Genomic DNA, 12782 nt, shown 5'->3' with positions numbered 1-12782 from the left:
GTAAAGGGGGGCTGAATGCCGATTGTATTTTATGGATGCATTTGTATTGAGACAGTTTGGAAAATTGAGGTTTATTTTGAAGAGAGTTGAGAATATCACTGCTGTTTTTCATAGGCTAATTATAGCAAGCTTTTTATTAAGCGTAAGCGGGTGCGGCTATAAAGCACCCCCTTATTATGAACAGAGTGTACCAAAAGAGGATAAAAATGTGAAGTTTATTATTCAAAAGAAAGAGTTTAATAATGATACGAATGAAAGCTGTGCACCGTAATGACTGAATATGATGTAGTAATAATAGGCGCAGGTGTGGCAGGACTCTATGCAAGTATGAATATCCCTGCTGAGAAAAAAGTGCTTATTATCAATAAGCGGGAAACTTTTAAATGCAATACATTCTATGCCCAGGGCGGAGTAGCGCTGGCTCGTGATGAAGCGGATATTCCGGTACATATAAAAGATACGCTTGCCGCCGGTGACGGGCTGTGTGATCCGGAAGCGGTGGATGTGCTGAGCCAAAATTCACGTCAGGCGATTGATGACCTGATAGAACAGGGGTTTCGTTTTGACACCAATGAAGAGGGGGAACTTCTTTATACAAAAGAGGCGGCACATTCCTGCGAACGGATACTGCATGCAGGCGGTGATGCGACGGGGAGATATCTGCACCATTTTCTTCTTGAACATACTGCCCATGCGATGCTCAGTGATGCAAGAGTCGTTGATCTGCTGATTGATAATGGCGAATGTTATGGCGTTACCGTACTTGATCACAGACAGCGCAGAAACATATATGCAAAAAATGTCATTATAGCAAGCGGAGGTGTAGGTTCTTTGTATGAATACCATACAAATGCACCCTGTATCAGTGCTGATATACAGGGACTTTGTGTGATGAAAGGCATAGCCCTTGACAGAATGGAAATGCTGCAGTTTCATCCCACTGTATTTGTAAATTCCAACAATGCCCAAAAAATGCTCTTGACAGAAGCTCTTCGTGGAGAAGGGGCAACCATAGAGGATGAAACCGGAAAAAGATTCCTGTTTGATTATGATGAGAGAGGCGAGCTGGCTTCACGCGATATTGTCAGCAAGGCAATATATAAATATAAAAAGAAGACAGGTATGCATGTGTATCTCAACTGTGAAAATTTTGATAAAGAGTATTTTGAACACAGGTTTCCAAATATTTGCAAGAACCTAAGGGAACTGGGCTTTAATGTTCCTGCGCAAAGGGTTCCGATATCGCCTGCTTTTCATTATGCCATCGGTGGTATTCGCACCGATTTGAATGCCAGAGTGCCAAATGTAAAAAATTTGTATGCTGTTGGCGAAGTTGCTTCAACAAGGGTGCATGGAGCAAACAGACTGGCATCGAACTCACTGTTGGAGGGTTTGGTTTTTGCAAAAAGGGCAGTGGATGATATTTTAAAAAATATTGACACTCCTAAAAGTATGAAAACATTTGAACTCCATGATGAGGTGATGAGTCTCAAAGAGGACAAGGCGAAAAAAGACCAGCTCAGACGAATAATGTGGGAAAATGTTTCTATAATTCGTACAAAAAGCGGATTAAACGATGCTTTATCCACAATTAATGCACTTTTAAATGAAAATATTGGTAAACTACTAAAATTTCGTTTACTGACGGCAAAAGAGATAGTAATATCTGCATTAAACAGGCATGAATCCATAGGGGTTCATACAATACAAGAGGAGAATTAATGGAACACGAAGCAATAAATCTTGCAACAACCTGGGTAGGATGGCTGAGCTTAGCTGTCTTTGTTATAGCGTATTATTTTATCGCTACAGAAGAAAAATATGAGATAAACAAAGCAAAACCGGCACTGTTTGCCGGTACATTTATGTTTATGCTTATCGGTATTTATTATGCTATTAACGGGATGAATCCTGATCCGCTGCATGATGAACTGGAAAAACTGATTTTGGAAATAGCCGAAATTTTCTTTTTCCTGCTTGTTGCAATGACTTTTATTGAGACGCTTTTAGAACGCGGTGTTTTTGATCTGTTAAAGTATAAACTTGTTTCAAAAGGGTATACCTATAAAAAACTCTTTTGGCTGACCGGTCTGCTGGCATTTTTTATCTCCCCTGTCGCAGACAATCTGACAACTGCTTTGATCCTTTCCACCGTGCTTTTTACGATTGACAAGAAAAATCTTGCATTTTTGGTTCCGGGAGCTATAAATATTGTTGTAGCTGCCAATGCAGGCGGCGCATGGTCTCCGTTTGGTGACATTACAACACTCATGGCATGGACTGCCGGCAAAGGAGAGTTTGTGGACTTTCTTTTCCTCTTTCCTGCTTCTGTTGTCGGCTGGGTTGTTACAGCATTTTTACTCTCTTTGTCCGTTCCCTCAGGAGAACCGCCGTTTGATGCAGCGACAGAAAAGAAACCCAAAGTACTTGATGGCGGAATAACCGTTACCTATTTGGGAGTATTGACCATTGCAATTGCTGTTCTCGGGCATACATTTTTTCATTTTCCGGCAATGTGGGGTATGATGTTCGGTCTGGCTATTTTAAAACTTTATGCGTTCCAGCTTGAAAGAACAGGAAAGAACAGTTTTAACATTTATGTCAATATGGAAAAGGTAGAGAACGATACGCTTCTTTTCTTCTTCGGTATTCTTTCGGCTGTCGGAGCATTGCACTTTTTAGGATTTTTGGAATACATCCATCATCTGTATGAGTTGCTTGGTTCAACCACAGCCAATATCGGTGTCGGATTCCTTTCTGCAATTGTAGACAATGTACCGGTAATGAGTGCAATTTTAAAATCTTCTCCAAACATGGGAATAGACCAGTGGATGCTTGTGACCATGACAGCGGGTATCGGCGGCAGTCTGATCTCTTTTGGTTCGGCAGCCGGTGTCGGAGTTATGGGAAAACTTCGCGGAATCTATACTTTCGGTTCACACATGAAGCATTCATGGACTATTTTAGTGGGATATGCGGTCTCTATTATAATCTGGTACGTTCAGTTTGAAATTATGGGACTTTATTAAAAATCCAAATTTCGGAACCCGCACTTTATGTGCGGGCTTTGTCTCTAATGGCTAAGACTTGGATTTCCAAGAACAAATCAAACATTAATCTTATTTATTGTATCCTTTCATAACTTAAATTCTTTTCAACTTTTCTTTTCTCAAAAAACATTGTTTTTTGTAGCTTTAGGGGGTTGTAGGGACGCAGAGTCCCTGCTGTAAAATGGGCTTTTGCTCATTTTATATATAAATTTATCAAAAGGCATTTCAATGACAAATGTTAGCATTATAGTTTTAGACTTTGGTTCTCAATACACACAACTCATCGCTCGTCGTCTTCGTGAAGATAAAATATACTGTGAAATCCTTCCTTTTCATACAAAAGCCCAGGATATTGCAGCGAAAAATCCTCAGGGTATCATACTCAGCGGAGGTCCCTCTTCTGTATACAACAAAGATGCCTATGAAGTTGACAAAGAGGTTTATAAAATGGGCATTCCGATTCTTGGTATCTGTTATGGAATGCAAAGGATTGCGGTAGATTTTGGCGGTTCGGTTATACGTTCTGACCACCATGAATACGGAAAAGCAGAACTTGACATAGTCGGCTACCCTGACAATGTTTCTCCTCTTTTTAAAGATTGTGACAATCACACTGTAGTATGGATGAGCCACTCGGACAGAGTAGAAACACTTCCTGAGGGTTTTAAGGTAATCGCCACATCTGACAATTCACCGTATGCGGCCATTGCAAATGATGAAAAACGTGTCTATGCGCTTCAGTTTCATCCGGAAGTACAGCACTCTGAAGAAGGGTACCTGATGCTTCGCAACTTTGCAAAAAATATCTGTGGCGTCACAGAAAAATGGAAAATGGAGCATTTTCTCAAGCAGCAGATTGAATCCATTCGCGAACGTGTCGGTGACGCCAAAGTGCTTTGCGGATTAAGCGGGGGAGTTGACAGTTCTGTTGTGGCAGCAATGCTGTATGAAGCAATCGGTGATCAGCTTATTCCTGTGTTTGTAGATAACGGACTGTTACGCAAAGGTGAGAGAGAGCAGGTTGAGGAAGTTTTCAAAGTAAATCTCAAAGCGCCTCTTGTTACTGTGGATGCAGCGGATAATTTCTTAACAAAACTGGCAGGAGTGAGCGACCCTGAACAAAAACGCAAAATTATCGGGCATACTTTTATAGAAGAGTTTGAAAAAGAGGCGAAAAAACATGACGGTATTAAGTTTTTGGCACAGGGAACACTCTATCCGGATGTCATTGAATCTATCTCTGTCAACGGTCCCTCAGAAGTGATTAAATCTCACCATAATGTCGGCGGTCTTCCTGACTGGATGGATTTTGAACTGATTGAGCCGCTGCGTGAACTTTTTAAAGACGAAGTACGTAAAATCGGACTGGAACTGGGACTTCCGGAGAGTATGATTAACCGTCATCCTTTTCCCGGACCTGGTCTTGCTATTAGAATCATGGGGGATGTAAATGTTCCTGATTTGGATCTTTTACGCGAAGCAGATGTTATTTTACTCGATGAACTCAAAGCAAGCGGATATTATGCAAAAACATGGCAGGCTTTTGCCGTTCTTTTAAATGTAAAATCAGTAGGGGTTATGGGTGACAACCGTACCTATGACAACACGGTATGTATCAGAGTTGTAGAAGCAGTTGATGGTATGACAGCAACATTCGCACATCTGCCGCATGACCTGCTTGAGAGAATTTCAAGAAGAATCATTAATGAGGTTGATGGAATAAACCGCGTAGTTTATGATATATCATCTAAACCGCCCGCAACAATAGAGTGGGAATAAAATTGAGAAAAATTTCGGCTCATCTTGAAAGGATTGAGGAATCAGCATAGTTTAACTATGCCTTAACCTCAAAACATTCCAATCTGAACCAAACTTTTTACAATTTCCATAAACGAGGAAATTTCAATGCATAACAAGCCCATTTACCTTTTTTCTGTCTCTTCTCATCCTGATGCTCACCATGTAAACTCTTTGGATATTACTTTTTTTCAGCCTGATATTGATTTTTCCAAATATGATTATCTGATAATTACCTCAAAGCAGGCATCAAAAGCGTTGCAACAGTATGAGAAAAAAGAGTATATAAAGAAGCAGGCGCTGTGTATCTCAAAACAGAGTGCAAAAAGTTTTGAAGATTTAGGGGGTCAGGTCCTGGCTGTCGGTAAGGGGTACGGCGATACTCTTGCGGAAAAAATAAAACAATACTCAAAAGAGACAAAATGGCTTTATTTGCGTGCTGAACTTGTTGCTTCTGATTTTGTCCTTACATGTAAAGAAGAGGGATACTGCATAGATGAAAAAATTGTCTATGCAAGCAAATGCAGTGAAGAGTTGTTACATGTAACAGTGCCGCAGGAGGCTATACTTATTTTCACCTCTCCTTCAAGTGTAGAGTGTTTTTTAAGCAGGCATACTTTGCTGCACACACATAAAATAATCGTTATAGGCAAAACAACGGCAAAAGCACTGCCAAAAAACTGCTCCTGTATTCTCTCTGATGAGACAACTATCGAGAGTTGTATGCAAATAGCGCATTCCCTAAAATAAAAACAAGCATATTTTTAGTATAATTATCTTGTTAATCTGAGTAGTTCGTGTCAGCACATATATGCGGGTTCTACATATTCAACCTGTGAATCAGTAGGGTTGTCGTGTGTCGGTGGTTTCGCTTGAGGTATGTTCACTCTGCCGATGAAATTGCCGCCGTCAGGCAACCCTCTCTTCACCCAAATTCGGCTTTTAGAACCAAGCCAGTAGTGCGACGGCTGCTCGGGTTAATGCAAAAAAAAGTTTATTTATTTCATCAGGGTGGGCTAAATAAATTTTTTAATTATATGGAGATACAAATGAAAATATTGATCTTGGGGAGCGGTGGACGAGAGTACTCTATTGCCCGTGCTATAAAAAATGAAGAAGAGGAACATGAACTTTTTTTTCAGCCTGGAAACGGTGCAACAAACAATCTGGGAACAAACCTCGATATCAAAGATTACAATGATTTGGCAGCATTTGCAAAAAAAAATGAGATTGATTTGACTATAGTAGGTCCTGAAGCGCCTCTGGTGGATGGTGTTGTTGACATATTTAAAGCACAGGGACTGACAATTTTCGGACCGGGTAAAGAGGCTGCTCAGCTTGAAGGCTCAAAAGTCTACATGAAAAACTTTTTGGCAAAATACAATATTCCTACAGCAAAATATATAGAGAGTGATTCGATAGAAGAGCTGTTCAGGTTTACAAACACCCTGCAGACACCTATCGTTGTAAAAGCAGATGGTCTGTGTGGCGGAAAGGGTGTTATCATCGCACAATCCCATGATGAGGCAAAAAAAGCAATTTCTGAAATGCTCAGCGGAAAAAGTTTCGGTGATGCGGGTAAAAAAGTAATCGTGGAAGAGTTTTTAGACGGCTATGAACTTTCTATGTTTGCAGTATGTGACGGGAAAGATTATATTTTGCTTCCGGCTGCACAGGATCACAAACGCCTGCTTGACGGTGACAAAGGTCCAAATACAGGGGGAATGGGTGCCTATGCCCCGACTCCGCTTGTAGATGAAACACTGTACCAAAAAGTACGAGAGCGTATTATCCGCCCTACACTTGAGGGTATGCAAGAAGAGGGTGCACCTTTTGAGGGTGTACTTTTTATCGGTATTATGGTGGTAAACGGTGAGCCGATTACTCTGGAATTTAATGTACGTTTTGGAGACCCTGAATGTGAAATTCTTATGCCGTTAATGACTTCAAGCGTATCTGACATGTTTTACAAAGCGGCAACAAACCGTTTGGGCGAAATCAAAGTAGAATTTTCAGACCAGTATGCTGTCGGTGTGGTTATGGCGAGTGAAAATTATCCGTACGGACCATCAACGCCTGCTGAAATTATTTTAGATGATGTCAAGCATAAAGAAATAGAAGAAAATACACATATATCTTTTGCCGGTGTTACAATGGAAGACGGGAAACTCTACGCAACGGGTGGACGTGTTTTGGTATGTGTCGGTTTGGGTGAGAGTATCAAAGAGGCACGCGACAGAGCCTATATGAGATGTGGACAGGTTCATTTTGCAGGAAAAAAACTTCGTACAGATATCGCCTACCAAGCTCTTTAGGAATTTGAATTTTGAATGAAGAGATTGAAAAACTTCTCAACCGAGAACATTTACAGCTCGCCTCTGTTAAAAAAAGGGCAATGGCATTTTTTATAGATGAAATGCTGCTCTCTTTTTTACTTATTATCGCGATGTCTGATTCATTTGCCAATGCGCAGACGGTTGAAGATATTATTATACTGACAAATACCTATGTATTGCAGTATATTGCGATGAAAATAGTCTATCAGACTTTTTTTGTAATGCAGTACGGGGCTACTTTAGGGAAGCTGGCAATGAAAATAAAGGTTATTGATGTACGCACACTGGACAATCCGAACTTTGCAGCAGCACTCAACAGGGCAGTTTTCAGAATTATAAGTGAAATGATTTTTTATCTTGGTTTTTTATGGGGAATGTTTGATCCGCAGCGCCAGGCATGGCATGATAAAACCGCAAAAACTTTGGTGATAGATGCTTAAATATTTTCTTTTTTTCCTTCTCTCCTGTATGGGTATTCTGATTGCAGATGACAAGATTGAAATATATGCATCCTCTGTCAAATCAAAAAATAATATTGTGTATGCGGACGGAGGAGTCAGTGTTGTTTACAAAGATTATTTTTTAACTGCTCAAAGAGCGGTGTATAACCAAAAGACGCAAGATTTGGAACTCTTTGGGAAGGTACGGCTCAACCATAACAAAAAGTACAAGATACTCGGAAAATATGCAAAACTCAATTTGGCAAAAAAAGAGCGGTATTTTAAACCGCTTTATCTGCTTGAGAATAAATCTGATGTCTGGATCAGTGCAAATGAAGGTGAATCAAAAGGAGTGCTGCTGGATATCACTTCAGGTTCAGTCAGCGGATGTGACCCTGTAGACCCTTTATGGACAATGGAGTTTTCTTCATCGGACTACAATACAGATTCCAAATGGATTAATTTATACAATGCACGGCTTTATATTTACGACATACCGGTATTTTATACGCCCTATTTTGGCTACTCTCTTGATACGACACGGCGTACCGGTCTTTTGAAGCCGTCTTTTGGAGTATCCTCAACCGAAGGGTTTTATTATGAACAGCCGATTTACATTGCCGAACAAAACTGGTGGGATTTAGAAATCAATCCACAGATCAGAACCACAAGAGGAAAAGGACTCTATACTACTTTCAGATTTGTGGATTCTGCTGTTTCACACGGAGAATTCAAAGCAGGATATTTTAAAGAAAACGAGGAGTATTATTTAAAATATAATCTGCAAAATCAATCCCATTACGGATTTAATTTTAAGTATGACAATACAAATCCTCTGAATCAATGGCTTGGACTGGACTTGCCGGGACAGTCCGGAATATATGCAGATATTAACCATATGAATGATGTTGACTACATTAACCTTGCACAAAACAATAATGCACTGCAGCAGGCAACTGCAACACAGGTACTTTCACGAGTAAACCTTTTTTATAATACAAATGACAACTATATAGGTGCCTATTTTAAATATTATGAAGATTTGACACTCCAGACAAATGACAATACACTGCAAAAACTCCCAACTGTTCAATACCATCATTATGTAGATACTTTTTTGAAAGATCATTTGCTGTACTCCTTTGATGTGCAGAGTAATAATATTCAAAGAATCATAAACAAAAAAGTAATTCAAACAGATGTAAATCTGCCTGTAACACTTCAGACGCCATTGTTTGGTGAATATGTCAATCTTTCATACAAGGCAAATCTGTATCTGCAACATTCTCAATTTAGCGGGCATGAACAAAATCCAATTCCGGGTTTTGAATATCATGACGGCTTTTATGCAAGCAACTACAATACTGTTACTGTTTCAACACAGTTAACAAAGGCATATGCAAATTTTAGTCATGTTGTAGGCTTTGAAGTGAGTTATAATGCGAAAGGCTGGAGTAAGAAAGACGGTTTTTATCAGGACAATATGGACTACTGTTCAGATTTTACAAATAAGGCAGATCCAAATTTTGCACAAAGATGTGAGTTTTATAATATAGCAACAATTCAAAATGATACACAGCTAAACTTTCAGCAATATTTTTATGACAGTACCGCACAGGAGATTATCTATCACAGACTTTCCCAAAACATCTCTTACGAAAATACAAAAGAACGCTATGGTGACCTGGAAAATGAGCTTGACTATAAGATAACGAGTTTTTTGTCCTATTACAATAACATGTTTTATAATTATAAGGAAAAAAAGTTTTCAAAGATTTTGAATCAGGTGTCATTCAACAGGAATGGCGTGAAAATTGCACTCTCACATCTCTATAAAAATACCTTTTTACCAAAAACAGCCACTTATACGCCCTATACAAGTTATCTCACATCAAATGTAAAATATACTTACAACAAACACTATTCTTACAATACAAGCTATAATTATGATTTAGAATCAAAAGAGAGAAAAAGTTTTTCTTTCGGATTTTTGTACACAAAGCGATGTTGGGATTTTGGAGTGCAGTATACCGAAAACAACAGACCTGTCTTGACTACAGTCGGGAGTACAAGTTCCTCTGTGTATGACAGGTTTATATACTTGACTGTTGTATTAAAACCGTTAATGAAAGCAAATGCCGGCAGCTCTTTTTTATCGTATAAATTGCCGGATGATACAAAATAGGATGCAAAAAGATGCAAAAGTATAAGCATATTTTACAAGACAGGGAAGATGCAGCACAAAAGCTTCGTGATGTACTTCCTATGCAAAAATTAAAAGAAGAAGCGTGGAATATTGTTGCAGTGTCAAAAGGCGGACTTGAATTGGCTTCACTGATAAAAGGCAAGTTGAAAAATAACCTGGAAATTCTTTTTTTAGAAGCAATTATGGCGCCAAACAATCCTGAATGTGAAGTTGCCAGAGTCAGTGAGACAGAGGAGATTGTCCTCAATGAAGAGTTGATTAATGCCTTTGGAATACAGTATGATTATATCTACGGAGAAGCTCACAGAAAGCATGAAGAGGATATACTTAGCTATATATACAAGTATCGCAAAGGAAGACCGTTTCCTCCTATGAAAAACAAGATTGTTTTACTTGTAGATGAGGGAAGTGAGACAGGAAGCAAGTTTATGACTGCACTCAAAACAGTTTTGGCCCAGAAACCAAAAGCAGTTTATATTGCCAGTCCTGTACTGCCAAGAGATGTTTTGGAATTGTTAGAAACATTCGTAGATGACATATTTTTTCTGTATGACATAGATGACTATGTAGAAACATCATTGTATTATAAGAATTTAACAATAATGGACGATGAAGAAATAGAAGAAATACTCAGTAAAGATTTAAAGGATAACAGATGACGTATGATGTAAAATTAGAATTAGAAAACAGAGTAGAAGAATACTCCTTTGGTGATGTTGCCAAACAGGCAAACGGTTCGGCATGGCTTAAATCAGGTAAAACTGTAATACTGGCGACGGTAGTGATTGATGAGACTGAGGTTGTCAAAGATGACTTTTTGCCTTTGACTGTACAGTATATAGAAAAAACATATGCAGCCGGAAAAATTCCGGGAGGGTTTTTCAAACGTGAAACAAAGCCGAGTGATTTTGAGACTCTGACATCACGAATAGTAGACAGAAGTCTGCGTCCCTTGTTTCCAAAAGGATTCGGGCACCCGACACAAATTACCATTATGGTATTTTCGGCGGATCCTGAGTCTGATATGCAGCTTCTTGCTCTTAATGCCGCTTCGGCTGCACTTTTTACTTCGGACATAGATATAAACAGCAGTGTATGTGCGGTTCGCGCAGCAAAAGTAGACGGAGAGCTTGTACTGAACCCAACACTTTCACAGCTGAAGAACTCTACACTGGATTTGTATCTTTCAGGAACGAAGAAAGATTTACTGATGATAGAGATGCGTTCCATCGGCAGTGAAAAGGTTGAGGTTGAAGAGACCTACGAGCCGATGCTTGACCCGATGATGGATCCGAGTCTTGGTACAATAGTGGTAGATACACATGTATCCAATGCAATGAGTGAAGATGAACTGATAGAAGTGCTTGATAAAACAGAAAAAATTCTTTTTGCTTCAAATGTTGAATATGAAGTGGCCTTTGGACCGTATCAAAAAGAGATAAAACCTCTGGAACTCAAAACAGACGGTTTAAATGAAGAGATGGTGGCTTTTGTGAAAGAACGTCATATGCAAGATATCATAGATGCCATGAATCAAATGGCAAAGTCTGAACGCTCAACTGCCTTAAGAAACCTCAGAAAAAGAATTCTTACCAATAATCTGGAGTGGGATGAACTTGAACTCAAAGCGGCAATAGAAGCGGTTAAAAGAGAGCAGGTGCGTGCACAGATACTCAATGAAAAAGTGAGAGCCGACGGACGTACACTGACAGAAATACGTCCTATCAGTATTGATACAAATGTATTGCCGGCTGCGCATGCCTCTTGTCTCTTCACCCGTGGACAGACACAGGCTCTTGTGGTCTTAACGATGGGCGGACCCAAAGATGCGCAAATGTTTGAAGGTTTGACAGATTCCGGCACTCAAAATGAAAACTTTATGGTGCATTATAACTTTCCGGGATTTTCGGTAGGGGAAGCTTCTCCTATTATGGGAACAAAAAGACGTGAACTCGGACACGGAAATTTAGCAAAACGTGCGCTTGAACCGATACTCAACCTTGATGGACAGACAGTCCGTCTGGTGTCTGAAATACTGGAGTCAAACGGTTCTTCTTCAATGGCAACTGTGTGTGGCGGGTATCTTGCACTTAAAGCTGCAGGGCTTGAGACAAGTGATACGGTTGCTGGTATTGCCATGGGTATGATAAGTGACGGAGAGCGTTATGCAATTCTTTCTGACATTATGGGTCTTGAAGATCATGATGGTGATATGGATTTCAAGGTTACCGGTTCGAAAGAGGGTATTACCGCTATGCAGATGGATATCAAACTCGGCGGTGTGAGTCTGAACATTTTAAAAGAAGCATTGTATCAGGCAAAAGAAGGACGTGCGCATATTATTGACATTATGCTTGATGCAGAGGCTAAAATAGAATTTAATGACGGCGTACTCCCTGTTACAGAATTTTTTCATATTGATCCGGGATTTATCGGTGAAATTATAGGTCAGGCAGGAAAGACAATCCGTGAAATGATAGAAAAATTTGAAGTGGCGATAGATATAGATAAAAAAGAGGGAAAAGTTAAAATTACCGGTAAAAACAAAAATGGTGTAGAGGGAGCAAAAGAGCATATTCAAAAAATTGTCAATGCACCGAAAAAAGAAAAAATAAAATATGAAGTAGGCGGAAAATACGAAGGGACTGTAAAAAAAATCGTTGACTTTGGTGCTTTTATAGAGTTGCCTGACGGAACAGACGGCCTGTTGCACATATCCAAACTTTCAAAAGACAAACGTGTGGAGAATGTAAGTGATATTTTAAGTGAAGGCGATAAAGTAAAGGTGGAAATTTTAGAATTTAAAGGAAATAAAATTTCTTTAGGTCTTGCATAAGAGAATATTTAGCAAAACTTTCATATAATGCGCTTATCAATTTCTAGTAGGGAAATCTGGGCATTTATGTTCAGGTTGCTTCATTACATGTAATGAGGTTACGCTATCCGAACGGAT

The 12782-nt window shown here is 39.4% G+C and carries 10 protein-coding genes; all 10 read left to right on the top strand.

Annotation, left to right across the window (positions count from 1 at the left end; translation table 11 throughout):
• Positions 1 to 76: 76 nt before the first annotated feature.
• The 10 genes from MLC35_RS10475 to MLC35_RS10430 all read left to right on the top strand — a co-directional run bounded on the left by MLC35_RS10475 (position 77) and on the right by MLC35_RS10430 (position 12665).
• Positions 77 to 271 (top strand): hypothetical protein, encoded by a 195-nt coding sequence (locus tag MLC35_RS10475; protein ID WP_151899433.1) that lies wholly within the window; start codon positions 77 to 79, stop codon positions 269 to 271.
• A complete protein-coding gene (gene nadB / locus MLC35_RS10470; protein ID WP_151899434.1) occupies positions 271 to 1722 on the top strand; it encodes an L-aspartate oxidase in 1452 nt (483 codons plus the stop codon). The genes MLC35_RS10475 and nadB overlap by 1 nt, the downstream gene beginning before the upstream one ends.
• Entirely contained in the window at positions 1722 to 3029 is a 1308-nt protein-coding gene (gene nhaD, locus MLC35_RS10465) for a sodium:proton antiporter NhaD (protein ID WP_434636928.1), read from the top strand. The genes nadB and nhaD overlap by 1 nt, the downstream gene beginning before the upstream one ends.
• 249 nt (positions 3030 to 3278) lie before the next feature.
• On the top strand, positions 3279 to 4829 hold the full coding sequence (gene guaA / locus MLC35_RS10460) for a glutamine-hydrolyzing GMP synthase (protein ID WP_151899436.1): 1551 nt from the start codon (positions 3279 to 3281) through the stop codon (positions 4827 to 4829).
• Positions 4830 to 4955: 126 nt separating this feature from the next.
• A complete protein-coding gene (locus tag MLC35_RS10455; RefSeq protein ID WP_434636926.1) occupies positions 4956 to 5597 on the top strand; it encodes a uroporphyrinogen-III synthase in 642 nt (213 codons plus the stop codon).
• Between the two features lie 299 nt (positions 5598 to 5896).
• Positions 5897 to 7162: a phosphoribosylamine--glycine ligase gene (gene purD / locus MLC35_RS10450; RefSeq protein ID WP_434636924.1), complete on the top strand. Its 1266-nt coding sequence runs from the start codon at positions 5897 to 5899 to the stop codon at positions 7160 to 7162.
• Positions 7163 to 7173: 11 nt separating this feature from the next.
• A complete protein-coding gene (locus tag MLC35_RS10445) occupies positions 7174 to 7623 on the top strand; it encodes an RDD family protein (protein ID WP_151899439.1) in 450 nt (149 codons plus the stop codon).
• Positions 7616 to 9808: an LPS-assembly protein LptD gene (locus MLC35_RS10440; RefSeq protein WP_434636922.1), complete on the top strand. Its 2193-nt coding sequence runs from the start codon at positions 7616 to 7618 to the stop codon at positions 9806 to 9808. Before MLC35_RS10445 ends, MLC35_RS10440 begins: the two co-directional genes overlap by 8 nt.
• A gap of 11 nt (positions 9809 to 9819) precedes the next feature.
• Entirely contained in the window at positions 9820 to 10488 is a 669-nt protein-coding gene (locus MLC35_RS10435; protein ID WP_151899441.1) for a phosphoribosyltransferase, read from the top strand.
• Entirely contained in the window at positions 10485 to 12665 is a 2181-nt protein-coding gene (locus MLC35_RS10430) for a polyribonucleotide nucleotidyltransferase (protein WP_434636919.1), read from the top strand. Before MLC35_RS10435 ends, MLC35_RS10430 begins: the two co-directional genes overlap by 4 nt.
• The last annotated feature ends 117 nt before the right edge of the window (positions 12666 to 12782 follow it).

The organism is Sulfurimonas sp. NW7 (assembly GCF_051132265.1).
Lineage (GTDB): Bacteria > Campylobacterota > Campylobacteria > Campylobacterales > Sulfurimonadaceae > Sulfurimonas > Sulfurimonas hydrogeniphila.
Note: the sequence above shows the minus strand (reverse complement) of the source record. Positions and strands in the feature narration are given on the sequence as shown.